This window comes from Herbaspirillum sp. RTI4 (assembly GCF_034313965.1).
GTDB lineage: Bacteria > Pseudomonadota > Gammaproteobacteria > Burkholderiales > Burkholderiaceae_D > Herbaspirillum.
Window position 1 is genome coordinate 1,715,694 of sequence record NZ_JAVIWQ010000002.1, and the last position, 26,336, is coordinate 1,742,029.

16 protein-coding genes are annotated in these 26,336 nt (G+C 56.9%); 5 read left to right on the forward strand and 11 right to left on the reverse strand.

What is annotated here, in order from left to right:
- Positions 1-56: 56 nt before the first annotated feature.
- Both RGU70_RS07855 and RGU70_RS07860 read left to right on the forward strand, forming a co-directional pair.
- The gene (locus RGU70_RS07855; protein WP_322208838.1) at positions 57-998 is read left to right on the forward strand and encodes an HDOD domain-containing protein; all 942 of its coding nucleotides are present in this window, start codon (positions 57-59) and stop codon (positions 996-998) included.
- Between the two features lie 927 nt (positions 999-1,925).
- A complete protein-coding gene (locus tag RGU70_RS07860; protein WP_322208839.1) occupies positions 1,926-5,252 on the forward strand; it encodes a hypothetical protein in 3,327 nt (1,108 codons plus the stop codon).
- On the opposite strand, the gene guaD is transcribed toward RGU70_RS07860, so the two are convergent.
- From guaD to RGU70_RS07895, 7 genes are all read right to left on the reverse strand, one after another.
- Positions 5,217-6,530 carry a guanine deaminase gene (gene guaD, locus RGU70_RS07865; RefSeq protein ID WP_322208840.1) on the reverse strand — a complete coding sequence of 438 codons (1,314 nt, stop codon included), beginning with the start codon at positions 6,528-6,530 and terminating at the stop codon, positions 5,217-5,219. The genes RGU70_RS07860 and guaD overlap by 36 nt on opposite strands.
- A gap of 55 nt (positions 6,531-6,585) precedes the next feature.
- Complete coding sequence (gene xdhC, locus RGU70_RS07870) at positions 6,586-7,635, reverse strand: xanthine dehydrogenase accessory protein XdhC (protein WP_322208841.1); 1,050 nt, start codon at positions 7,633-7,635, stop codon at positions 6,586-6,588.
- Positions 7,636-7,653: 18 nt separating this feature from the next.
- On the reverse strand, positions 7,654-10,011 hold the full coding sequence (gene xdhB / locus RGU70_RS07875) for a xanthine dehydrogenase molybdopterin binding subunit (RefSeq protein ID WP_322208842.1): 2,358 nt from the start codon (positions 10,009-10,011) through the stop codon (positions 7,654-7,656).
- A complete protein-coding gene (gene xdhA, locus RGU70_RS07880) occupies positions 10,008-11,510 on the reverse strand; it encodes a xanthine dehydrogenase small subunit (RefSeq protein WP_322208843.1) in 1,503 nt (500 codons plus the stop codon). Before xdhA ends, xdhB begins: the two co-directional genes overlap by 4 nt.
- Positions 11,511-11,877: 367 nt before the next feature.
- Positions 11,878-12,399, reverse strand: coding sequence for a hypothetical protein (locus RGU70_RS07885; protein WP_322208844.1), 522 nt, complete (start codon positions 12,397-12,399; stop codon positions 11,878-11,880).
- Between the two features lie 379 nt (positions 12,400-12,778).
- Complete coding sequence (locus tag RGU70_RS07890) at positions 12,779-14,140, reverse strand: 8-oxoguanine deaminase (protein ID WP_322208845.1); 1,362 nt, start codon at positions 14,138-14,140, stop codon at positions 12,779-12,781.
- A complete protein-coding gene (locus tag RGU70_RS07895) occupies positions 14,137-15,906 on the reverse strand; it encodes an allantoate amidohydrolase (protein ID WP_322208846.1) in 1,770 nt (589 codons plus the stop codon). The genes RGU70_RS07890 and RGU70_RS07895 overlap by 4 nt, the downstream gene beginning before the upstream one ends.
- 161 nt (positions 15,907-16,067) lie before the next feature.
- Here RGU70_RS07895 and uraH point away from each other — a divergent pair, with 161 nt between their 5' ends.
- The 3 genes from uraH to RGU70_RS07910 all read left to right on the forward strand — a co-directional run bounded on the left by uraH (position 16,068) and on the right by RGU70_RS07910 (position 19,318).
- Complete coding sequence (gene uraH / locus RGU70_RS07900; protein WP_322208847.1) at positions 16,068-16,421, forward strand: hydroxyisourate hydrolase; 354 nt, start codon at positions 16,068-16,070, stop codon at positions 16,419-16,421.
- 182 nt (positions 16,422-16,603) lie between these two features.
- Positions 16,604-17,965 (forward strand): Fic family protein, encoded by a 1,362-nt coding sequence (locus RGU70_RS07905; protein WP_322208848.1) that lies wholly within the window; start codon positions 16,604-16,606, stop codon positions 17,963-17,965.
- Between the two features lie 174 nt (positions 17,966-18,139).
- Positions 18,140-19,318 (forward strand): alpha/beta hydrolase, encoded by a 1,179-nt coding sequence (locus RGU70_RS07910; RefSeq protein ID WP_322208849.1) that lies wholly within the window; start codon positions 18,140-18,142, stop codon positions 19,316-19,318.
- Between the two features lie 131 nt (positions 19,319-19,449).
- On the opposite strand, the gene RGU70_RS07915 is transcribed toward RGU70_RS07910, so the two are convergent.
- The 4 genes from RGU70_RS07915 to RGU70_RS07930 all read right to left on the reverse strand — a co-directional run bounded on the left by RGU70_RS07915 (position 19,450) and on the right by RGU70_RS07930 (position 26,086).
- The gene (locus tag RGU70_RS07915; protein ID WP_322208850.1) at positions 19,450-20,475 is read right to left on the reverse strand and encodes an Imm72 family immunity protein; all 1,026 of its coding nucleotides are present in this window, start codon (positions 20,473-20,475) and stop codon (positions 19,450-19,452) included.
- A gap of 162 nt (positions 20,476-20,637) precedes the next feature.
- Complete coding sequence (locus tag RGU70_RS07920; RefSeq protein WP_322208851.1) at positions 20,638-21,663, reverse strand: Imm72 family immunity protein; 1,026 nt, start codon at positions 21,661-21,663, stop codon at positions 20,638-20,640.
- Positions 21,664-21,669: 6 nt separating this feature from the next.
- Positions 21,670-23,241: a hypothetical protein gene (locus RGU70_RS07925; protein WP_322208852.1), complete on the reverse strand. Its 1,572-nt coding sequence runs from the start codon at positions 23,239-23,241 to the stop codon at positions 21,670-21,672.
- Positions 23,242-23,296: 55 nt separating this feature from the next.
- A complete protein-coding gene (locus RGU70_RS07930; RefSeq protein ID WP_322208853.1) occupies positions 23,297-26,086 on the reverse strand; it encodes a type VI secretion system Vgr family protein in 2,790 nt (929 codons plus the stop codon).
- Positions 26,087-26,336 lie beyond the last annotated feature (250 nt).

Here is a 26,336-nt window from a genome sequence, read left to right on the forward strand (position 1 = left end):
TACAGCACTCCATCGGCGCTGGAGCCGGTCGCTGAAAGCACGGCTATCAGCGACAATTGCGCACGTCAACTGCTTCGCTTGGATCGATTATTCCGCCGTTGCGGGAAGATCGCGCCAGCCGCGCTTTTGTACGAGTCACTGGTGCGCTACCGGCGAGGTGGGAAGTGAAACTGGAACTGAGCGATGTCATTACCGGCATTCACGACTTGCCCTCCCTGCCAGTAGTCGTACTTCAGTTGATGCAAAATCTGAACGATAAAGACGCGCATTACATCGCGCATAAAATCGAGCAGGATCAGGCATTGACTACCAAAATATTGCGCCTGGCAAACTCGGCGTTTTACGGAATGCAGCGGCAAGTGATGAGCATCCGGCAAGCGATCAGCATTCTCGGCCTCGATAGCGTACGGGTACTGGTGATGGCCGCAGTGGTCACGGAAAAATTCACAGGCTCGGCCGGCAGCAGTCTCGATTTCACTGTTTTCTGGCGGCATTCGATCGGTACCGCGCTGTGTGCCAGGGCGCTGGGAGCCAGATTGTCGGTCAATCCGGATCAGGCATTTATTGGCGGATTGCTGCACGACATAGGTCGGCTGGTGCTGGCGGCGCATGCTGCTCCTGCTTACGAAGAGGTCATCATTTACCGCAAGGAAAATGACTGTTATTTATTCGAGGCCGAAAGAGCCGTGCTGGGACTCGACCACATGCTTGTCGGCCGCGCCATGATGGAGCACTGGAATTTCCCCAGTCTGATTCTGGATGCGGTCGAACACCATCATTCCCCCGAAAAATGCAGCGCCAGTGGGCTTGTGGCAATTGTTAATCTGGCCGATTGCATTGCGCATGGACTTGATTTTTGCGGCAACGAAGAGGACCTCGTCCCGCCAGTCGCACCAGCAGCATGGAACAAAATACAGCTCAATGAGGACCTTCTCATTCATCTCTTCAGTGAAGTGGATCAGCAGTTTGAAGAAGTCTGCGCCATTCTTTTTTCCTAGTGAACACGAGGATCTGTTGACGTTTCATTTGTGAAATGTGTTTCCCTCCGGGACGCGTATCTGCAAGGCGCATGGCTCTATTCATCAGCGAAGAAAATTCACTTTTGAAATAAACCACTGGATTGCGCCGGATCTGCAACACCTCCACCTCCATCCCCTCCCAAAACTGCGCGCGCATGACAAATTGAGTCAAGCGGCGTACCTGAGTCGTCCCCCCTGTTCGTATTGCCAGGCAGGCAATCTCTTGCATTTGCGCAATCACACCGACTTGCCCGTACAACTGCGCCCGCAGTTAAGTCGATTTCAAAAGAATTTTTAATTTCATATTTGTATTCTTGTAAATAACTGGTCCGACCATTACTTTAAGGGTACACGCTGACAAAGTTATTTTTGTCTGCTACTGGAAAAACAAAATCACGATAAGCGCTCCATGGGCAGGCCCCGATTTGACTGCGTAGCCAATGTAGGCCCGCTGTTACAGGGGTTTGTGCGTACAGGGAAATAAGAGGGATACAGGGAAAAAGCTTTATAAACAGCCATTTTGCCCGGATGTTCCACATGAACTGTTTTAAAGAAAATATTGTAAATACAGGACGTCTCAAGTAAATCCGGCCAAACAACAAGCGGGTCATGGGAGAAATAAAAAATACGCTTCACGCGCACAACGCCAATCCTTATTGGCCGACAAGGTTTGCCATAAGCAGGCTGGGCTGGTCAATTTTTTTATCACGTACTCCCAAAAGGGGAACCTACCTTCACTCAGAAACTTGGCGGATGTTCCGCGCAGTAGATGTTCCCTGAGAACGGCAGGGGACGCGCTCCTTGAGCGCAAGTTACTTGTCGTTCCAGGGTCTTTATTCTTGTGCAGGGAAATGGGAATGGCACAGGAATTAATTGATTTCATTTATTTACGGTGAAAGAAACGCCATGCGCCTCTCTTTTATTTCAATGGCCTCGTCCTACTCTTTGGCTCAGTCTGACATTGCACGTCAGCCTGGAGGCCTCTCCAGACTCGCAGCAAGACTGCGTGGCGCCAAACCTGTTGACATCACGGTATTGAGTTCTCGATTCACCAGCTTCGACACCGACATTCCCTGCGCCGACAGCAAACGTACGCCAGTAAAAATACAGGCCAATGAACCTCTGTACGACACGCGTGGAGAACTCAATCCGGCAGCGATGAGCTGCCTGCTTGGCGACATAAAACAGACGATGGGCCACTATCAGCGCGCCGCAAAATACGGTCTCAGTCCGCTATCTGGCGCGGCGCTCAGACTGGCCGCGCATAAAACATCGGTGCTGAGCCGGAGTCTGAATCGTCAGGCCGTCAATGAAGATGAAAACCACCGCGTCAATCGCCGGCATCTTTACAGTGAATTGAAATCGATCGCGTGGAGTTTGCGCTTCGCGCATTATCTGAACAGAAAAAACGGACGCTCCAATTTCGCCATCGAGGAACTCGCCAATGTCATTACGCAAATGGCGCGGGTGGAATTTCATCAGCACGGCATCGGCATTTACGATCAGGATGCCGATGCCGCCACAGAAAGAATGCAGCACGCCTTGCCTCATCTTGATCATGAACTCAATAATTATGTAGAAGAGAATTCCACTACAGGACTGGATGTCAATCTCAAGCTCGGTTTCGATGCCTGTGCCGCCAGGATAGGGCTGAAAATGGGTGTCGGGGTGTCGCGAGATACCACCGATTTCATGGTCAAGGACCATGATGGCGATCTTATTTATGCCAGACTCAGAAGCCGGGGCGCCAGCGCTAATGTAAGCGCCACCGTCGGTGGTTCGGGCATGAAAGCCGCCAGACTGAAAGGCTCAGCCGGAGTGAAAAAAATCCGGGGAGACCTCTATGAAACCGCCGACGTGCGCACAATGAACCAGAAAGTAGTGCAGCTTGGTCGTGAACGCTACCGCCGCGGCAATGAAGAAGAAAAAAAACAGCGCGTCAATCTGACCACGACCGGCGCCGGCGTTGCCATAGGAAACGGCCTGAAACGCGTGCGGTATTCACTTAAGCAACGCTTCCTCGGCTGTTGTTTGCCGCAGGACATGCATCCCGAACTGACCTCTGAAAAATTGCAAAAAGGCGCAATGCCAGAACTGGTGCCGGAAATGCTGAGTACCCGGCGAACGTATTTCCGAGACTCGCGCAGTCTGTTCAAGGGCCCGGAAACAAAGATCCGTGAAAATTGCCATCAAAGTTTCAACCACTTGAAAAACAGACTGGAGACGTATTACGGCAACCTGTCCGCGCTGCAAAAACCGAGTGGACTCAATCGTATCGTTCTCGATGGTAAATGGGATGAAAGCCGTGTCGACGGCAGGGTCAGAGCAGATTTTTTAAAAACAGAAATGCTCAGTTCACTACCGGGTAATCAACCCTATATCTCCACCGGGGCGACGACCGCAGTGGCGGGTAGCGTGGCGTATCGTTTTGTGCCTGCCGGTCTGTGGATGGCTCCGCATGAAGCGATAAGTAAAGGCTGCGCCGATGCGAAACAAACCGAGCAGAGACTACAGACTATCTTTGCCAGCAATCCCCTGATTGCGGAATATCCGCAGCAAATCCGCCATGCTTTGACGGAGGGTCGGCATAAGCTGGCAGAGGTGCTGGCGCAGGTCAGGCTGGATATAGAGGGGTTCGAACAGCAAGCCCGGGGTTTGCTGGCAGGAAAATCGATGTCCATGAGTCGCCAGGGCGCGCGTCAGCTGGGCAGGCAGATTGCCGAAGAGAGCGCCGGAAAACTGGTAAAAGAATTTTTCGCCGCAGCAAGCAACACAAAAAAGAGCAATCAATATATGCGCGACATGACGGAACTGGCCCTCGCTCACCCAGAAGAATTTATCGGATGCTGCTGGAATGCGCTTTCGCTCAGTCTGGCCGTACTCCGGCAGCATATGGATGAACATGCCCTCTCAGAAGATTCTGTTCGCTTGGAATGGGAAAATCTCAGTCAGCGTGTGATTGAGCCTGCCTTGCTGATGTCGCCAGAATTTCTCTACAAAAAATCGGTGCTCTCCGTTTCTGCCGAACTGGAACGACGTAAGATTAACGCCTCGTTCAATGTAGGCATCAACCTTGGTCTCAGTGCTACCCCGGCTTTTACGGAGCAGGTATCGCAGAGTGGCGCGTTGGCACCCACACCGTTCAACGAGGCCCTGGTCACATCGCAACTGACGCAGACGGCCGCCATTTCCGTCGACGTGTCCTATCAAAAAATAGCGCAGCATCCGAACTACACCAGGAACGGCGAGTTCGTCGACCTCTCGTTTAAATTGACCGGAACCGGGCTGTTTGAATTACCGGTACGCAGTTTTATCGATCTGATCCAGCGTCGCTTCAGCGAACTCGGGCATGGCAACCTTGCCGACAGCGGCATCGCTGCCGGACTCGAGCTGTCGCTGGCCGGCGTATCCTGGACCGGCGGACATTCCTACACTCTGCGCCTGCATAAACCCAATCACTCTGACCGGTGGTTCCGGCAATACCTCCAGCAAGAGGTGAGCCGCACCATCAGCGGAAGAATCAATCCCGATCTGGGATTTTCCGCCGGTGCGGGAGGAAGCATCGCCCCCATGTTCAGCGCCGATCTGACCTCCAACGCGGTAGTGAAGACGGTGCTGGGCAATGACCCCGCAATTCATCTCTTGCAATATCCGACCCTGAAAAATTATCTGAAAGAAGCCGGTCTGATGCACAAGCTTGACGACACGCTGCAATTCCCTGCCGAGTTCCGGGAAGCGACGGATTTACGCACCATGCTGATCGATCATTATTTTTCCAACGACAACTTACTGGACGTGCTGACCACCATGCAGTGCATCAGACAGAATGGCCCTGGCCTTACGGGCGATGATTTCAATGCGCTCGCCGCTGAATCGTTCTCTGCCCCGGTGCTGGAGAGGTACCAGCAGAATGGCCTCGATGATGTCGAATTCAGGCGCAATATTGCGCTTGCCCGTGCGGCAACCAAGGAGATGAGCGCGACTGAGCGGTATGACTATTTCACCCAAAACAAGGGGGACAATACCGTCGGCAACAGTCTGCTGAAAAATTACCTGGAGGGTTTGCAATATTTTTCAGAAATGAAAAGTCTGGCGTCCTTCAACAAGGGGCTCAATTCGACGCCCTTTGAACTCAAGGTCAACCAGATTGATCGCTTATTGAATGCACCGGTCAAGAAAAAAATCCCGGAGACTCCCTCACGCCGTACGGCTATGCACGCATACGCCGGCTGAGTAGGTATGCGCAATTGCCCTATCATCGGCCAGAATAGCCAGCGCGAACAATTGCTCTTCCAGCGTGCCGGTAGTGGCGCTGCGGCGCGCCAGCAGCGGAGTCGATTGCAGGTCGACAACGATGAAGTCGGCATCGCAGCCGGCTACAAAATTGCCTATCGTTCCTTCGAGCTGCAAGGCGCGTGCGCCGCCCAGCGTTGCCATGTAAAACATGCGCAGCGCGGGTAGATGGGTGCCGCCCATGCGCCCTACCTTGTAGAGCGCATTCATGGTTTGCAGCATAGAAAAACTGGTGCCGCCGCCCACATCGGTCGCCAGAGAGACCGGCATGTGCATTCTGTCGGCCGCTTCAAAATCGAACAATCCGCTACCGAGGAACAGATTGGACGTCGGGCAGACGGCGGCCACCGATTGCGTGGCCGCCATACGGGCGCGGTCGGCATCGTCGAGCCAGATGCAGTGGGCAAACAAGGCCCGCGACCGCATCAGCCCGACCTGATCGTAGACATCCAGATAACTGCGGCTGTCTGGAAATAAGTCCCTGACCCACTTCACCTCATCGGTATTTTCAGCGACATGGGTTTGAATATAGGTATCGGGATACTGCGCCGCCAGTTCCCCCGCCAGCTTCAGTTGCGCCATGCTCGACGTCGGCGCGAAGCGGACGGTAATGGCGTAATGCTGACGTCCCTTGTTATGCCAGCGCTGGATCAGTTCCTCGCTTTCGCGCACGCCGCTCTCGGCGGTATCGAGCAGGAAGTCCGGCGCATGCCTGTCCATCAGACATTTCCCCGCCACCATGCGCAGATTGAGCGCATCGCTGCGCTGGAAAAACGCGTCTACCGATTGCGGATGCACGGTGCAATACACGGCTGCGGTGGTGGTGCCGTTACGCAGCAGTTCGCGCAGGAAAAAGTCAGCGACTTCGCTTGCATGGGCGCTGTTGTCAAAACGCCGTTCCGCCGGAAACGTATAGGTGTTGAGCCACGGCAGCAAGCCCGGTGCCGGCGAGCCGATGATGTCGGTTTGCGGATAATGCACATGGGTATCGATGAAGCCGGGCATGAGCAGTTTGCCGCGCCAGTCCTCAATCGCTGTGCCGACCGGCAGCGTGGGCAGCAGACGAGCGTAATCGCCGGCGTCCAGAATTTTTCCGTTCTGAACGAGCAGCAAGCCATCGGCATGCCATCGCACGGCCTGCTCGTCGAAAGCAGGATCGTTGACAAAATGCAGCACACTGGCGCGGTAGGCTTGCAGGGTGGGAGGGGTATCGTTCATATTTTTTTTGTCATTCTGCTTGCGATCGAAAAGGAAATGCCAGTCGCGATCGACGCTACTGTGTGAGAAGCCGGTGAATGTCCGGGCTATGTTGATGCAAGGCCTGCCGTTCCCATAATTGCAACAGTTGCGCCGCAACGGACAGGGCAATGCTGGCAGGCTCCTTGCCGTTGATGCCGGCGATACCAATCGGACAAGTCATGCGATTGACGGCTACATCGTCGAATCCGCGCTCGCGCAAACGGTGCTCGAACTGACGGCGCTTGCTCAGCGAGCCTATCAGCCCGAACCAGCCCATATCGCTACGCCGCAAAATACGCTCGGTCAATTGCTGGTCCAGTGCGTGGCTGTGCGTCATCACCACAAAATAAGCGCCGGGTTCGGCCAGATCGACAACGGCGTTCGGCGTGTCGGTCGCTTCGATCATAACGTGCGGCGGCAAGTCGGCAGGGAAGAGGTCGGTGCGCTCATCGACCCACAATACGCTGCAGGGAAGCGTGGAAAGCACACGCACCAGTGCCGTTCCGACATGTCCTGCGCCGAACAGCACGACTTGCGGCCTTTGCGCCCGGCAGTGGTCGTACAGCCAGCGGTTCCCCTGGGCATCTTGCGCGATATGCGTGTCACTTGCGGTATACGCCCCCGGCATAGCCAAGGAGTCGGCTTCTAGTGTGGGGGGGGCGGAAGGGTCGTCGATGGATACTTTGCGCCACAGATCGACACCTTGCTGTTCGTGGCGGTGGAGCGTATCCAGCATGCGGCTGTCCGCCGCATCCCTTGCGTCCATGCGCTCGAAGGCCAGCGTCACCGCGCCGCCGCAGCATTGCCCCAGACTGGGGCCGAGCGCGATGCGTTCCAGACGACGGCGGGCGGCGGGAGCGTCCGACTCGGCTTCCAGCGCATCTTCCAACATCCTGCGAGCAATCTGCGCGGCGCGCCATTCAAGATGACCGCCGCCTATGGTGTCGCACTGATCTCCCGCACTAAACACCATGCGTGCGCCTGCCTTGCGCGGGGTGGAGCCTTGCGTGTTGGCCACCGTCACCAACACCGCCGTAGTTCCCGCCGCGTGCCATTGCCTCAGTGCGCTAAGCCAGTTGTTCATATAGTTCAGCTTCCCCGATCAGGCCAGCGCGGCGCGCACAGCATCTACCGCGTCGAGTATCGCTTCGCAGGTAGCCGGTGCGCGCAGCGGTGGATGAATGCGGTTGTTGCCGACAGCGGCAATCGCGTCGCGCAGCGCCAGAAAAACTGCAAACGGCAGCAGCAGCGGCGGTTCGCCCACGGCCTTGGAACGATGGATGCTGTCCTGCACATTGCTGTTCTTGAACAGCGCGACGCGGAAATCGGCCGGGCAATCCGAGATCGCCGGGATCTTGTAGGTCGATGGCGCATGCGTCATCAGCTTGCCTTCCGGGTTCCACCACAGTTCTTCGGTAGTCAGCCAGCCCATGCCCTGAATGAAGCCGCCTTCAATCTGGCCGATATCGATGGCCGGATTGATCGATTCGCCGGCGTCGTACAGCACGTCGGCGCGCAGCACTTTGGATTCGCCGGTGAGCGTATCGATCACCACTTCCGCGACCGCCGCGCCGTAAGCGAAGTAATAGAAAGGGTGACCGGTCATGGTCTTGGGGTCCCAGTGCACCCGGGGCGTGGAGTAAAAACCGTCCGACCAGAGCTGGGTGCGGGCCAGATAGGCTTGCATTACCAATTCTGGAAATGGCATCGACGCCCCCGCAGCGCTCACGATGCCGTCGGCAAAAATCACCTCCGCCGGTGCGCAGTCAAACTTTTTCGCTGCGATTTCTGCCAGCCGCTCACGTATGCGCAAGGCCGCATTCTGCGCCGCTTTGCCGTTCAGATCGGTACCGGTGGAAGCGGCTGTGGCCGAGGTATTGGCGACCTTGCTGGTATCGGTAGCGGTACAGCGCACTTGCTCCAGCGCGACGCCCAGCGCCTGCGCCACGACTTGCGCGACTTTGGTGTTGAGCCCCTGACCCATTTCGGTGCCGCCATGATTGACCAGCACCGAGCCATCGGCATACACATGTACCAGCGCGCCCGCCTGATTCAGATGCGGCACGTTGAAGGAAATACCGAACTTCACCGGCGTTAGCGCCAGACCTTTTTTCAATATCGGACTACCGGCGTTGAATTGCCGTATTTCCTCGCGGCGCTGTTGATAATTGCTGCTGGTTTCCAGTTCATCGACCAGCGCGACGATCACATTGTCCTCAACTTTCTGGCCGTAGTGGGTGACGTTGCGATCTTCGCCATCGCTGTCGCCATAAAAATTGGCGCGTCGCACGGCCAGCGCATCCCGACCAAGGTCGCGGGCGATTTCATCGAGGATGTATTCGATGGCGATGGCCCCCTGCGGGCCGCCGAAACCGCGGAAGGCGGTGTTCGACTGGGTATTGGTTTTGCCGCACACGGCGCGGATATCGACATCCGACAAATAGTAGGCATTGTCGAAATGGCAGACGGCGCGGGTCGCTACCGGCGCCGATAGATCGGCCGAGTAACCGGCACGCGCAATCATTTGCACCCGCGCTGCGAGGATGCGGCCGCTCTCGTCGTAAGCCACGTCGTAGTCGTAGGCGAAGCAATGGCGTTTGCCGGTCACCATCATGTCGTCGTCGCGATCGGCGCGCAGTTTTACCGGACGACGCAAGCGCGCCGCTGCCAGCGCCGCGCAGCAGGCCCACAAGGCCGATTGCGATTCCTTGCCGCCGAAGCCGCCGCCCATGCGTCGGCATTCCACCAGCACATGGTGCGAAGACAAGCCCAGCATGTGCGCCACCAGATGCTGCATTTCGCTCGGGTGCTGCGTCGAGCAATGCACATGCAGCGCACCGCCTTCCTTGGGGATGGCGTAAGAAATCTGTCCTTCCAGATAAAACTGTTCCTGCCCGCCGACATCGAACTGCCCCTGCCGCCGGTGTGGGGCAGTGGCGAAAGCGGCATCGGGATCACCGCGTTGCAGACGCATCGGCGGCACTACATACGATTGCGCGGCATGCGCGGCGCGCGGGGTGAGTACTGCCGGTAATTCTTCATAGTCGATCACGGCCAGACGCGCAGCGCGGCGTGCCGCGTCATGGCTGTGCGCCACCACCAGAAAAATCGGCTGGCCGACGTATTGCACCAGTTCCTCGGCCAGGATGGGATCGTCATGCACGATGGGGCCGCAATCGTTGACGCCGGGAATATCGGCGGCGCTCAGGACGGCGATCACGCCGGGCGCGGCCCTGACCTTGTCGAGATTGACCGAGCGCAGACGGGCATGCGCCTTTTGCGACAGGCCCAGCGCGGCATGCAGGGTGCCGTGCAGTTCGGCGATGTCGTCGGTGTAGATCGCTTCGCCGGTGACGTGCAGGATGGCCGATTCATGCGGGTGCGCTTTGCCGGTTTCAGCCCATGCTGTTTCGGAGCTGGGGGAAAGGGCGTTCGGGAGGGATGTTGTGGGGAGACTCATGGCGCGACCTTCAGGCGATCTGCAGCGACGGCGAAAGCGCGCAGCGAACTGGGCGGCAAGGGCGCGTCGGCGCGGGTTTCCAGCCAGTAGCGGTAGAGCAGATTCTGCGCGGTTTTAAGACGATAGGCGGCCGAGGCGCGCATGTCCGACAGTGGCGCAAAATCCTGTGCCATCGCTGCCATGGCGGCGCGGACGTTTTCTTCGTTCCAGAGTTTTCCTTGCAGCGCGGCTTCGGCCAGCGCTGCGCGTTTGGGCGTGGCGGCCATGCCGCCGTAGGCGAGGCGGGCGTCGACTACCTTGCCGTTTTCCAGCGTGCAGGCGAAGGCGGCGCAGACGGCGGAAATATCCTGATCGAAGCGCTTCGCCAGTTTGTAGATGCGCAGTGCCACGCCCTTGCGCGGCAGCGGAATTCGCACTGCTCGAACGAACTCATCGGCTTGCAAGGCGGACTTTTGATAGGCCAGATAAAAATCTTCCAGCGGCATGCTGCGTGGTCCCCGACTGCCATGCAAGACGATATGCGCACCCAGCGCGATCAGCCACGGCATTGAATCGCCGATAGGCGAGCCGTTGGCGAGGTTGCCGCCTAAGGTGCCGGCATTGCGTACAGGCAGCGAGGCGAAGCGTTGCCACAGTTCGGACAGGGCTTCCGGATAGTGGGCATGCAGCGCGGCATAGGCTTTTTCCAGCGAGACGCCGGCACCGATGTCGATCCAGCCGTCTTGCTCTGAAAGGGTTTGCAATGCCGCGACCTGGCCGATGTAAATGAGGTCGCCGAGTTCGCGCAATTGTTTCGTCACCCACAGACCGACATCGGTGGAGCCGGCCAGAATGCGTGCGTTTGGTAGTGTGCTGCGCAGCGTGGTGAGTTGTTCCAGCGTGCGCGGGGCGTGGAAAGTCCGGCCGCCTTCTGTCACGCTGAGCGGTTCTTGCCGTTGCAGGCCGCGCAGGGCGGCGATGAGTTGTTCGCGGTCGAATGGAGCCGGCGGCAATGCACCCATGCGGTGCGCGGCGTCGATAATGGGGCGGTAGCCGGTGCAGCGGCACAGGTTGCCGGACAGGGCGTCATCGATCTGTCTGGCGCTGGGCGGCAGAGCGGCGTTTTCCTGTTCCAGATACAAGGCCCACAAGGACATGACGAAACCGGGGGTGCAGAATCCGCATTGCGAACCGTGGCATTCGACCATGGCCTGTTGCACCGGGTGCAATGCGCCGTCGGCTTGCTTCACATCTTCCACCGTCAACAGCGCCTTGCCGTCCAGCGTGGGCAGGAACTGGATGCAGGAGTTGATGGTAGTGAGGCTGAGGTGGTCGCCGTGCAATTCGCCGACCACGACCATGCACGCGCCGCAATCGCCTTCGGCGCAGCCTTCTTTGGTGCCGGTGCAGTGCAGGTCTTCGCGCAGGTATTGCAAGACAGTGCGGGTGATCGGAGTCGACGATGAGGCAGCCACTTCTTGAATGGCACCGCGATGATAAAAACGAATCGGTTCGGACATGATGATGTTTGCCAGGTTGTGTTGCAGTTTTTTCAGCTTACTGCAAAAGCGGCAGAATGCAGCCGGGTTTTTTTATGTCGTGCCTGACGGTTGCCCGCGCCTGCTTTTTATCCGAAATGGCCACGATTGTTATCAGAATGTCATAGCGGAAATCCCTATGAATATTCAGGCGACATTCCTGCGCAACAATGTCATCCGACAATAAAGAAAGTCACTTTTCGGGAACAAGACGGGAACAAAAAACGATGGGGCAAGGGATGACTGCCGGTCCAAACCTTAAAGCAGGAACCACGCCAGAGGGCAAGGTTGCTTTACATCCAGGAGTGAACCGGCAGCTTAGTTGGTAGCTGAGTTTGCAGCTTAGTTGTTACACCCGCGAAGAACGGGCGTATCGGATGACGGAAGGGGCTTCGGTGTTGGTGCCTTGCGTTCTGTAGGTAATGGCGACTTGCCCGGTGTTATCGGTCTGGCATTCCTTGTCGACCAAGACCACTTCATGTTGAACTGCGACATCTGCGGTAATGCGGAATATTGGGTGAGTTTGGGCTTCCATTTTCTTCAATTGTGCTGCCTGTCTATCAATATGGTCTCTGAAATAACGGCCGATGGTCGATGCGCTCACGCCATATTTCCATGCCACCGACTGCTGCGTTTTTCCCTCCATGATTTCATTGATGCACTGCTGGACTTCTTTTTCCGACAGTTTCGTGACGTTGTGTTTGGTGACAGGAGCCGGAGAGGTGTACTCCTGAAGCAATAGAGGGCTATCGAAACAATTGCCGGACGCCTTCAGAAAACCGCTGATTAAGCTACTTTGCGACAACAAATCAGCGCTGCCCGGTACGGTCGCGCTTCTTGGTCTGACCTTGCCTTGCGCGCCAGATCTCATTTGAAGCCCCTCTGGCTGGGCAGAGGATGCTGCCTTGGGGGGGCTGGTCATCGGGTTTTGATTCAGATCTTGTGTTCGCAGCTGGTGAGCTGCTGATGCAACAGAATGCGAGGAAGGGCCTGCGGAGGTGGGAGGCATCATGTTAAAAATCCTTACGAAAGTTGATGGAGAACCTCCGATGCAGTGACGGTGCGTCGCAACAGCAGGACCTGACGACGGTCCCTTTGCAGCGAAGCTTGCCAGGCTTCATCAGCGGTTCCAGAGTGCTTACTCAATGCCCGCCCCTTTTGAGGGCAGGGCACTTGCAGTATTGGCATTTTCAACAATGCGCACTATCAAATTTCAAGGTTCCATCGGGTCATGGCAGTCTAGTGGCCCCCTAATGCGCCGCTTCCGCCAGCGTATGCGCCAACGTATTGTGGCGTTCGCACAAGATGCCGGTATCGAGCGTGGTGCAGTGACCGTCGCGCACCACTATCCGGCCGTTGATGATGCTGTAGGCCACGTTGGGCGGGGTGCAAAAAACCAGCGCGGCAACCGGGTCGTGCAAGGCCCCGGCGAAACCGATGCCGTCCAGACTGAAGATCGCCAGATCGGCTGACATGCCCGGAGCCAGCGCGCCGATATCGTCGCGATTCAGTATTTTCGCACCGCCCAGCGTGGCGATTTCCAGCGCCTGCCGCGCAGTCATCGCGTCCGGCCCGAAACCGACTCGCTGCAGCAGCATCGCCTGCCGCACTTCGCCCAGCATATGACCGGCATCGTTCGAGGCGCTGCCATCGACCCCGAGACCCACCGCCACACCCATATCGAGCATCTTGCGGACAGGCGCGATGCCGGAGCCGAGTCTCATATTGGAGCAGGGACAGTGCGCCACCCCGGTGCCGGTCGCGGCAAACAGCCGGATGCCGTCGTCGTCGAGCTGCACGCAGTGGGCGTGCCAGACATCGTGGCCGACCCAGCCGCAGTCTTGCGCATATTGCGCCGGGGTCATGTTGAATTTCTCGCGGCTATAGGCAATGTCGTTGATGTTTTCCGCCAGATGCGTATGCAGCGACACGCCGTAGCTGCGCGCCAGAATGGCCGCTTCGCGCATCAGGTCACGCGATACCGAAAACGGCGAACAGGGCGCGACGACGATGCGCAGCATGGCGTGGCGACGGTCATCGTGCCAGGTTTCGATCAGCCGCTGGGTATCGCGCAGGATCGCTTTCTCTTCTTCGACCACGCGGTCGGGCGGCAAGCCGCCTTTGGACTGGCCGACGCTCATCGACCCGCGCGCGGCATGGAAACGCATGCCGATTTCCTGCGCTGCTTCGATGCTGTCGTCGAGGCGGCAGCCGTTCGGATAAATGTACAGATGGTCGCTGCTGGTGGTGCAGCCGGACAGCATCAGTTCCGCCATCGCTGTTTTCGTGGAGATGCGGATCATCTCCGGCGTCAGATTGGCCCAGATCGGATAAAGATTGTTGAGCCAGTTGAACAGTTCGCCGTTTTGCGCCGCAGGAATGACCCGCGTCAGGCTTTGATACATGTGATGGTGAGTGTTGATCAGACCGGGCAGCACGATGTGACCGGTGGCGTCGATCACTTCGTCGGCGCTGTCCGGCAGGGTATTGCTGGGGCCGACCTGTTCGATCACATGGTCGCGGATAAAGACAGCGCCATCGGCGATCTCCCGCCGTTGCGCATCCATGGTGACCAGCACGCGGGCGTTTTTGATGAGCAGGGTGGTGCTCATGACGCCGAGGAGGCAGTGCTGAAATGACGCAGGAAATCGAGCAGGATCTGCGCCGACACTTCGGCGTCGTCGGCAGTCATGGTTTCCAGCGGATTGTGACTGATGCCGCCATTGCCGCAGCGGGTAAATAGCATGGCGACGTCGCTGATGGCGGCAATCGCCATGGCGTCGTGACCGGCGCCGGAAGCGAGTGCGAACGGTGGCACACCGGCGCGTTCGGTCGCCGCCGAGAGTTGCTGCATCAGCCACGGCGCGCAAGGGGCGGCGGCGGCGCAGACGGTTTTTTCGACGGTGGATTCGATACGGCGGCGCTCGCAGATTTGTTCCAGTCTTTGCAAAACATCGGCAACGGCCGCATCGCGCACTTCATCGCGCGCGGCGCGGATATCGAGTGAAAAGACGCAGGCGCCCGGAATCACATTGGTCGAACCGTTCGGCACCTGCAACTGGCCGACGGTGCCAACCAGTGAATCTTCCTGGTTTTCAGCGCAGCGCTGTTCGACGTAGAGCAGTATTTCCGCCGCCGCGGCGGCAGCGTCCTTGCGCATGGACATCGGCGTAGTGCCGGAGTGACTGGCCACGCCGCGCAGTTCAACCAGATAGCGCGATGCCCCGGCAATCGAGGTGACGATACCTGCCGGTAAGCCGCGTTGCAGCAGCACCGGCCCCTGTTCGATATGCACTTCGACATAGCCGAGCAGGCTGGCCGGATCGCGGGCAATGGCGGGGATGGCGGCGACATCGTGACCGGCGGCGGTCAGCGCCTCGCGCATGCTGACACCGTCGCGGTCGCAGAGATCGAGTACCGCAGGGTCGAAATGGCCGCTGACGGCATTGCTGCCGAGGAAGGTGCTTTTGAAGCGCACCCCTTCTTCCTCCGAAAAAGCGATGACTTCCAGATGAAAGGGCAGGGTTTCGCCGCGTTCATGCAAATGCCGCACCACGGCGATCGGCAGCAGGATGCCTTCGCGGCCATCGTATTTGCCGCCATTGCGCACCGTGTCGTAATGCGAGCCGGTGAGCAGGGTTTTGGCGTGCGGATCGTGCGACAGGTAGCGGCCGACTACATTGCCGACCGCATCGATATGCGCTTGCATACCGGCGTCACGCATCCATTGCCGCAGCCTGTCTGCGGTGCGGCGGTGGGCTGCGCTCATGAAGGTGCAGGTCAGACCTTGCTCATCGTCGCTCCACTGGCCGATTTCTTCGGCCCATTCCATGATGGTGTTGCCTAGTGCGGGTGTGACATCGAACAGGCTATTGAGGCGGATTTCAGCAATGCGGCCGATCTGACGCAGCGCTTCGGCGAGTTCGTCTTCCGGCAGATTTTTCAGGCGACGCGCAAAGCGGCTGATGATTTCCTGCCGCGTCAGGCCGTTGCCGGTGGGGCCTTTGACGGCGACGATGAAGGGAAAGCCGAAGCGGGCGTGGTAATCCGCATTCAGTTGTTGCAAACGGGCGAATTCTTCCGGGCTGCACAGATGCAGGCCAGCTTTGGCTTGTTCGCCGGTGGATTCTTCGGTGAGTGTGCCGGCGAGGGCGGCTTTGCCGGCCAGTTCCGGGTGGGCGCGGACTAAACCCAGTTGTTCTTCCCGGGTGGCGGCGACGACAATGTCTTGCAAAGCCAGTTTCAGCGCGGTCAGGTTGCGGAACGGCCGCAGCGCAGCGGCGCGTTGCGGAATCCAGGGCGAATGCTCATAGATGCCTTGCAAGGTATCGACGAAAGCGGCGGTGTCGCAGCGGTTCAGTTGTTCCAGGGAGCTCATGTTGTCATCGGACGCTGATGCGGCCTGATCCTTTTTGTTGGGGGAGGCGTATTGAATAAGGTGGAGCCGTACTTAAAAACAAAGAGCAGGTCAACCTAGGCGGAATTCGAATTATTATAAGGCTCCGGTGAGCTACCGAAATAATGACTAAGGAAATGGCGATGGGAAAACTGAGTACGCATGTCTTGGATATCACCCAGGGCAAACCCGGCGTGGGCGTCGCCGTAAGCTTGTATCGGGTGACGGACAGCGGCAAAACGCTGATCAAAACGACGCTTACCAATCAGGACGGGCGCTGCGACGCGCCGCTGCTAGAGGGCGAGGCATTGGAGGTCGGGCGCTACGAACTGGTGTTTGGCGCGGGCGATTATTTTGCCGGACAGGGATTGCAGGTGCCGTCGCCGCGTTTTGTGGATCAGGTGGTGATTGCTTTTGGCATCGCTGATGCTAAGCAGAATTACCATGTGCCGCTGGTGGTATCGCCGTGGGCGTATTCGACTTATCGGGGGAGTTGATCGATAGGGAAAGTCCGGCCAATTATTCGCTGATCCGTGACAGAGAATTTGAATCATTGGAAATGGGCATTGCGTTGAGAACTGCGCCACTTTTCCCCTGTAAAAATGGCGCAGTTTCGATAATTGCGCCATTATCGCGTCATAATTGCGCCATAAATAACTCAAACTGCGCCAATTCTTCCATGTCCTCCACTACCGACTTACTCGACAGCATTCAGTTATCCGGCAGTGGAGTGACGCTGTCCGAGCTCTTGACCGGACACCCCGACATCCCGAGACGTACGGCACAGCGCCTGATCGCGAAGCTGATTGAGAGTGGGCAAGTTATCGCGCAGGGGGAGGGCAGAGCCCGTCGCTATTTCGGAGTGGGTACCCAAACCGGCTCTGCTATTTCGGTCGCCAGTGCCGATATCTTCCCCCGTTTTATCCCTCTGTCAGCGGACAGCCAGGACATCCTGGGCTATATCGACCAAGTCCCGGAGGCGCGTAAACCGGTGGCTTACCAGCGGGATTTTCTGGCGGCCTATCAGCCTAACGATACTTACTACCTGTCCGCCTCACTTCGCCGTCAATTGCACACGATGGGGAAAACTGCGGACGTGGACGAGCCTGCCGGCACTTACAGTCGCGCTATTCTTGACCGCTTGCTGATCGACTTGTCCTGGGCATCAAGTCATCTGGAAGGCAATACCTATTCGCGTCTCGATACGCGCGAGCTCATCGAGCATGGCAGAGCTGCGCGCGGCAAGGCGGTCATCGAAACACAGATGATTCTGAACCATAAGACGGCCATCGAATTGCTGGTCGAAAACATCGATAGTGCCGAGTTCAATCGCTATACCCTGATGAATCTGCACAGCGCCCTGGCGGAAAACTTGCTGCCGAATCCCGCAGATGAAGGGCGAATTCGTCAGCATGCGGTGGATATTGGTAAAAGCGTCTATCGCCCGTTATCAACGCCGCAGCAAATTGAAGACGCGCTGGATGCATTGCTCAACAAGGCCAATCAGATTCGCGATCCTTTTGAGCAGTCCTTTTTCATGATGGTGCACTTGCCTTACCTGCAACCCTTTGCCGACATCAATAAGCGCACATCGCGATTAGCGGCCAATCTGCCGCTGTTTCGCGCCAATTTATGCCCGCTGACTTTTCTGGATGTACCTGCGCAGGCTTATAGCCGCGCCACGCTCGGGGTGTGCGAAATGACCCGCGTCGAGCTTCTGCGCGACTTGTATGTGTGGGCCTATGAGCGCTCGACACAGGAATATCTGGTCATGAAGCAAGACCTGGTGGAACCCGACCCGCTTCGTTTGGCCTGGCGTGATTTCATCAAACAAACTATCCGTGAAGTCGTCACTCACCCCGAACGTGAACCGCTCTCCGGCATTCAGCGATCGGTGGAGGAGCATGTGCCAGAGAGCGAACAATCCAGTGTGCAGGCACTGATCATTGAAGAACTCAAGCGGCTGCATGAGGGGGTACTGGCGCGCTATGGGTTACGGCCTGCTCACTATGTGGTCTGGAAATTGGTGCATGGACATTGAGGCCTTAACGATTGAGCAGGTCGAATACGGTGTTATCGCTTTTCGCTGGAACAACGCAAACGCCGAATTGAAAAATTCTTCGTTGTAATAAGCTCTGGAATGCTGATCTAAAAATTTCTCATAAGGTAAAAAATAATGTCTGCTTTTTCTCGCGTATGTGCAATGGCGAGCCTCATGCTCGGTATGACCTTCTTTCACTCTTCAGTACTGGCGCAGCAAAGCCCTCCGCTTCCTGTCACTTCCGGTGTGAAATATGAGTTTCTGGAGCGCTGGGATATCAGCCGGCTCAACAAGATTCTTCAGGTCGATACGCAGAAATTTTCCGGCATTCCCGTTACTTACACTCCGGCGCGCAATGCGGTGCTGCTGTATCGGGTCACTTACCCCTCCGTGATTCCTGAGGCGGGCAACCGGCCGACGCTGGCCTCCGGTCTGCTGGCCATTCCCGATGTGCCGGGAAAATCGCTTCCCATGGTGTCGTATCAGCACGGGACGGTCTACGGGCGACATGAAGTGCCTTCCTTCCCCGACGAATCCTCCGAAACGCAATTGATGATTGCGCAGTTTGCGGGGCAGGGCTACTTGTTGATCGGTGCCGATTATTTCGGATTGGGCACCTCGACTGAGCACGAAGGCTATATGGTGAAGGGCAGCCATCAGCAGGCGACCTATGACATGCTCATCGCCGCGCGCAGCGTGCTCGACAAGATGGGAATTGCTAACAGCAAACTGTTTATCTCGGGCTGGTCTCAGGGCGGATTTGTGACCATGGCGTTTCTGGAAAAGCTCGAAAGCGCCGGCGTCAAAGTGCTGGGAGCGGCAACAGCCAGCGCGCCGCTGGACGTCTACGCATTGATGGAAGGCTTTCTGAACTTCCCCCGCAAGTTCGACGCGACCTGGCTCAACAGCATCATGCTCCTCTCGGCCTTTGCGTTTGAAAACTACTACAACGTACCGGGACTCGCGCATTCTGTGTTGACCGACGAGTACTACGACATCGCCAAGAAAGCCTACGACCGCGAGCCGTTCAATCCGGCAGACATTCCCGTCGATCTGCACAAACTGATCAAGCCGGCGTATTTTGATCCGCAGTATTTTGCGAACTCCGCCTTTGGCAAACTCATTGCCGCAACGCAGGCGTATCGCTGGGTGATTAAGTCGCCGGTGCGCAACTACTATGGCGAAACCGACGAGGCCATCACGGTCGGCGTAGGGCGCATGGCAATGACGTATGCGCAGGCTATGGGTACGGGCAATTCGACGGTAGAGGCCGTCTCTACCGGACCGACGACGCATCGCGGGACGTTTGCCACGGCTGTGCCGCAGTGGAAAATCTGGTTTGATCATCATTGACCATCATTGACCATCATTGATCATCATTGACTGAGAGGGGCGCTGGAGCCGGGCAGATTTTTTGTGTTGATCGATCGGTGATGGTCAAGGAAAGAGATGCAGGTTGCCACTTTTTTCGACCATAAAAAAAGTCAGGTATTGACCCACAACCAGGTGACATCGCGTCCTTTCGCCTGTGGCAGCACATCGCCTTCCACAAACCAGACTTTGTGAAGGTAGTCGCCTAACACGATCCAGTGACCGGTCCGGGAACACAGCTTGCCGGTTTTTAGCTCGGGATCGTTCCGGTAGGGAATCGGCGCGCTGACTCGTTCGACGACGGCCTTCTTAGGGGGGAAATACTGGGCTTCTTCTGCGGGAATGACGCCGTCAAGATAGCGGGTGTCTTGCCAGAGGAGTTTCCAGGTGACGGCAATTGGCGCGCCTTTTACGTAGGTGCCATCGGTGAGTTCCATGGTCGGCGCAGACGTGCCGGCATGGAGATAATTCATGCAGCCGTCTTTCATCTGCGGCTCATAGATGCCGGAAACCGGGACGGTTTCCTTGGTTCTGATGCGGACTTCTTTTTCCGGGACGGGGACCTCTGGCAAGCGGGTGGGGAGTGGCAGCTTGGCGAAGACATCGGGCCACCAGGTGGTCCAGCATTCCGGTGCGGGTCTGGTCGAATTTAGTGAATATAGCCCTCCTACTTCGGACGCAGCGTCGCCCCAGGCCTCAATTGATTTTTCTAATTCGGGAACATATTTTCCTTCGAAATATTTATCGCCCTGTGGTCCATGATTAAGCAAGTTATCAAACCAAGCATTTGCGCAAATTTGCGCTTTCCCCAAAACATCTCGTGGATTGGTAATCCATACGGAGCGATCCCCTTGCTTTAACCGTGTCAGACCTTCTTCGTATTCGACTTGTGCCCTGAGAATTCGTGGATAAAATGATTCCCAATTTGTACCCCACGGGCCCGTCACAGCCTCTGCAACGGGCTCCTCTATCATCTGTTTTTTATAGATCGCTGCAAACGCATCGAATGCATCCGCCTCAGTTTTCCAGGCGGTATAACTGGTTCGGCGTTGGAGATACCAAAACAGTTTTTTGCGATCTTCCTGCGTCATTTTTTCCGCTGACCACTGCGATTTAAAGATGTCGAACAATCCCATCATTACTCCTTATTTAGTATTCCGGTTTTCACTGGCGCGTTGCTCTTTAGGCCCTTGCTTGACGGTTGCGGTGGGTTGAAACAGGTGTGCAGCATTGTGTCGCGTGTCATATCGGTAAGATTGAGATGTCCGTCAGAAAATGATTTTCTCCGGCCATAAAAACAGTCAGGTATTGACCCACAACCAGGTGACATCGCGTCCTTTCGCCTGTGGCAGCACATCGCCTTCCACAAACCAGACTTTGTGAAGGTAGTCGCCTAACACGATCCAGTGACCGGTCCGGGAACACAGCTTGCCGGTTTTTAGCTCGGGATCGTTCCGGTAGGGAATCGGCGCGCTGACTCGTTCAACGACCTCTTTTTTAGGGGGGAAATACTGGGCTTCTTCTGCGGGAATGACGCCGTCAAGATAGCGGGTGTCTTGCCAGAGGAGTTTCCAGGTGACGGCAATTGGCGCGCCTTTTACGTAGGTACCATCGGTGAGTTCCATGGTCGGCGCAGACGTGCCGGCATGGAGATAATTCATGCAGCCGTCTTTCATCTGCGGCTCATAGATGCCGGAAACCGGGACGGTTTCCTTGGTTCTGATGCGGACTTCTTTTTCCGGGACGGGGACCTCTGGCAAGCGGGTGGGGAACGGCAGCTTGGCGAATTTAGCGGGCCACCAGGTGGACCAGCATTCCGGTGCGGGTCTGGTCGAATTAAACGAATGCAGTCCTCCTGTCTTAGACGCAGCGTCGCCCCAGGCCTCAATTGATTTTTCCAATTCGGGAAGATATTTGCCATCGAAAAATTTATCCCCTTGCGCCCCGTGATTAAGTAAATTATCAAACCAAATGCCAGCCCAAGTATTCGCTCTCCCCAAAACACCTTCTGGATTGACAAGCCAGACAGATCGATCACCGCATTTCAAATGCGCCAAACCTTCTTCGTACCAAACCTGTGGCTTGAGTACGTTGCTGTACAAAAACTCCCAATCCGTGCCCCACATCGTATTTATTTTTTCAGGAGTCGGTTCCTCCACCATCTGTTTTTTATAGATCGCTGCAAATGCATCGAATGCATCCGCTTCAGTTTTCCAGGCGGTATAACTGGTTCGGCGTTGGAGATACCAGAACAGTTTTTTGCGATCTTCCTGCGTCATTTTTTCCGCTGACCATTGCGATTTAAAGATGTCGAACAATCCCATCATTACTCCTTATTTAGTATTCCGGTTTTCGCTGGCACGCTGCTCTTTTGGTCCTTGCTTGACGGTTTCTCTTAGTATTTTTCTTTCTATTTCGTTGATCCCCAGTCTTTCCGTCATGGAGGCTCCGGGGATGACTTTGGTGTCGTAGCCGGTGGTTTCAGCCACGTTTTCCCACTGCGTTTTTCTGATTTCCACGTTAATCCACGAGCCATTCGCCAGTTTGACGCTGCCGCTTCCTCCGCCTTCTGCCTGAAGTCGCTTGGCCAGAGCGACCATCTCTTTTTCAAAAAACGCGGTAATCACTGCCTGCTTGCCACCGCCTTCCAGAAATTGCCCCGAAAGAGATTTGCCGTATTGTTCCGATACCGTACTGGTGCAGGCAGGTACTTTGGCACCGGGAGGAATGCGCACCAGCGTCAACCAGCCGTTGAGGTTCCACTCATCGATCACGGCGTAAAATTTCCGCCATTCCTCAGCCGTTGTCGGAGACGGGCCACGCCCCCAATACACCCCTATTGCCTCTGATTCGCTAACAGGTACGCTTCCGACTCGCCCTTTTTCGCCAAATGCTCTGAACAAGGTTTCCCCGCTCAGCATTTCATTTTTTATTGGCCCGGATGCAGAGGCAATTTGTGGATAGAAACTTATTTCCCCGACCTCGGTGGGCTTAGAAACCAAGTTGGGATAGCCGACTTGATATTCATAGACCTTCTTGATTTCGTCGGCATGCAGCGGATCGGCACTCGCAAAATTCTGAGGGTATTTGGTATCGCGCACTATTTTCAAGGCCGTGGTTTCTCGCAGGCGCGCCTCTTCCACGTAGGTCACGGTTTTCTGCCCGGTTTGCACGGCGATGGTGGGGGCTTTGTCGATGGGCAGGACGCCGCCGTTGTGAATCAGTTTTTGCAGCACCGCCAGTTTTTCGTGCAATTCCCTGAGCGCTTGCGGAAGCATTTTTCCACCCAGTTCTTTGAGTTGCTTGAATCCGTTCGACAACTGTTCCATGCGGGCTACCATGCTCGACGGCAGAACGGCGTGAAAGTGCAGGCTGTAGCGCGTAAGGATCAGGATGACGGTGTCGCAAAAAATCTGGAATTTTTTCAGGATCTCTTTTTCGTAGCGCAGGAGGTTCAGGTTTTTGATCCAGCTGCGTTCATCTTTTCGGCCGATATTGTTCAGGAACGCCACGATTTCATCGGCAATGCCGCTGAGCGCCTTGCTGTCTTGGGCCGCCTCGGGCGTCACTCTGAGCGCAATCCGCCCCACGCCTTTGATAACGCCGCCGAGTACCGGAATCAACGCAAATAAAAAAATCACCAGCAGCACCCATTCCATGACACGGGCGCGTTTTTCTGCGTGATTGACAAGGCCGATGCTGATGGCAAACAAATCACGCACCGCCGTGACATCGCCCAGCACCGGGATCATGCTGATGCCCGCATCCGTCATGATCTGCGCCAGCGTTTGTTTTTCGTTGAATGCGCCTTTCGCGGTACCCCATATCCATTCGCCGACTCCCACGGTGTAGAGCTCGAATTCTTTGAGGGTCAGTCCGCCGGGTGGATTGGTGGCCGCACTCATTGCGTATCTCCCGTACGGGTAAGTTGTGGTTGCGGTGGGGTGAAACAGGCGCGCATCAGTTATCTCCTGTGGTCGTGTGGTGCGTGTATTTTCCGATGAGGGCATCGATGGTTTGTGTGTCGCTCTGCTCCTGGTAATGCGGCGTCGGCTTGACATCTCTGCGTTCGAATTGCCCCGGCATGGAGCCGAAGCGGACATGTCCTGCGCCGGGAGGGACATCGGTGAGGACGGCGCGGCCGGCGGCGTCCAGCGTTCCGGAAACGGTGGCACCATTCGAGAAATCCACCTCGAACGGTGCGCCGACCAAGGGTTCGGCGTCGTGATAAAGATGCTCAAAGCTCAAGCGGTAGGGTGTTAATGCGGTGACCGGCAGTTCCGGCATGACAAAGAGCTGTTGCTGAGGCCCCGTCACATCCAACCCCGACGTATGAATCACCCGCTTGCCGCTGGTGATATCGGTAATGCCTTCGGCGCTGATCTTGATGGCGGAGCCGCCTGCGCCCAGCACGATTTCTTTTTTGGCGAAGATTTCGATGCGGTCGCTGGTGGAAATCAGTCGCAGGACCTGTTCGGCAATCAGCTCCATGCTGTTGTGCTGCGCCTGCACAGTGACTTTGCCTTTACCGGCAATCTGGCGCAGATCGCCTTCGACTGCGAGCTGTTCGATATCGCCGCGCGCGGTGTGCAGGATGTGGCCCATGGCGTAGTGCTGCTGGTTGTTGCCGGCAACGGTGTCGATGTTGTGACCGGCGTAATGGGTTTGATCTTTGGGGGTGGCGCTGGCGAGGCCGGCGGCGGCACTGATGGCAATGATGGGTTGTCCGGCGGCAGCGGTGCTGGTGGAGCTGGTTTCCGGGCCGCTGCCCTTGCCGAGCGCATCGACGGCCGCGCTCAGGTGCTGCTGCGGGGCAGTGTCACGGTGACTGCCGTGATGGGTGACGGCGGCACTGCCGAGTCCTTTGGCAATTTCGAGTGCTTGTTCCAGGCAATGCACCAGTTCGTCGCGACTGAGCGTGCCGCCGACCGCTTGGGCGCGACCGTCCGTCGTGAGCAGTAAACCCTTGCCGGCGCGCAGTGCGCCAGAGCCTTCGGTTTCCAGCGCATAGCCTTCTCCGCGCGCGTCCTTTCTTCCGTAGTTGTCCTCGATGCGGGTAATAAATCCCAGCGAAAGCTGACTATGCTGATGATCGCTTTTGAGCTGCGCCTGAATTTGCTCGAGCGTGTCGTCGAGAATAAGGTGGTTGCTGCGCCCACTCCCGAAGTTGCTTTTGCCGGGAATCAGTTCGCGACTGCGCAGGCCCATTAACGCTTTCTCGCTCGGTAAATTCCAGGGCGGCGGGTTGCAGCCGTTATGCACGCTGCCGAGAATGAGCGGATGGTCCGGGTTGCCATCGAGCCAGGTGACGACGACTTCCTGCCCGGGTCGCGGCAGCGTGTGCAGGCCGTGCATGTTGCCGGCCCACGGTGTGGCCATGCGCACCCAGGCCGAGCTGAGCGAGGTTTTCTTGCCCAGCAAGTCCCAGTGAAATTGCACGCGCAGACGGCCGTATTTGTCGGTGGCGATTTCGCCTTGCTCGTAGCCGACCACCAGTGCGGTCTGCGTGCCGTGGATGCGGGTGTCGTTGCTGCTGTAGCCGGGGCCGGGTCGCCAGACGATGCTTTTGCGGATGCAGTTGAGCGTGTTGCGGTAGTCGGCCGGTTCGTTTTCTTGCAGGTAGTTATTGGTGACGGTGTGACGCACGTCGATGATGAGGAAGCGTTGTTTTTCTTCGCGGACATCAAAGCCCAGCAGATCGCGCAGGCGCGGATGTTTGCGCATCTGGAACCAGCGGCCGGGTGAGACGTAGCGGTTGTTGCCGGCCATCGGGTGCTGTTTGGCCTGCGCGTCGGTTTCATCCATGCGGTAACGCGCCTGCGTTTCGCCGTAACCGTTTTGACTATGCTCGCGGCTGTAGGCACCGACGTAGTCGTGGCTTTCTATTTGGGGGACGTTGTTGCCTTGCGCATTGGGGCTCGTGGCCCAGGCTTGATGGCTGGGCAGATGCGCGGTTTTGAAATTGTAGGCGGTGGTGGTGCGGCTGTCGGGAGAGATGATGCGCCCGGGGCGCCAGGTGTGGATGGCCTCGTGCTGTTCGGCGTCGTTGTCTTCGGTATGGAAACGGATGTCGGGATTGCGTCCATCGATCGGTTGCGCTTCCTGCGCGGTGTTGTGACACAGCATGAGTTGATGGCCGCGCTCGGTGTGTTCGTAGCGATAACTGAGACCTAACGCTTCCCAACGGCGATGCAGGTAGTTGGCATCGGTTTCGTTGAACTGGCAGCCCATGTGCATGAGCTTGAGGTAACCGTGGCCGCTCGGGAACGCATAGCGGTAGTCGCAGCGGATGGAGGGATAGTGACGGAAGATTTCCATCGCCTGATCGTTGAGGGTCTGGTGACAAAACACGGCGTTGTTCTTGCGCTGGCGCAGGAAGGCCATCCACGGTTTGAGCACCATGCGGTAAAACACGACGTTGCCTTCGCAGCGCTCGAGGCCGAATTCGAAGACGTAGCCGTTGAAGTAACGCAGGCTGCCGTCTTTGCGTTTGAGTGAGAGCGTGACCAGCTTGCCTAGCACGTCGGTTAAAGGAATGCGCGGGTCGTCGGACAGGACTTCGACGGTGTAGGTGAAATCGCGGGAAAGGCCTTCGTCGGCATCGAGGCGATTGGGGACGAAGAGCGCGTCGCGCTGGTAGCGTTCGGGGCCGCTCTGGGGGCCGTTGTTATCGGGGAAATCGAGGGTGAGGATGCGTTTGTGCTGGCGGTTGTAGATCCAGCGTTCTAGGTCTTTGATGGGGGGCAGCATGCGGTGGATTCTGTGAAAGAAGAATCCTCGCTAGTGTAGGCATCGCCTGAAAAGGGTCAATCGGGGGTGGGGTGACTGGTCTGATAAAGGGTTTTTATATTTTTGGGGTTTATATTTTTAACGGGACGATCTGCGTTTGAGGACGTTCTGAAAAAAAAGCGTACATACCCCAAAGTTGGCAGGCTCATACAGCGCGATTAGCTAACTTTGACTTAGTCGGCGTAGTCGCTTTACCTTTTCATGCGCCAAT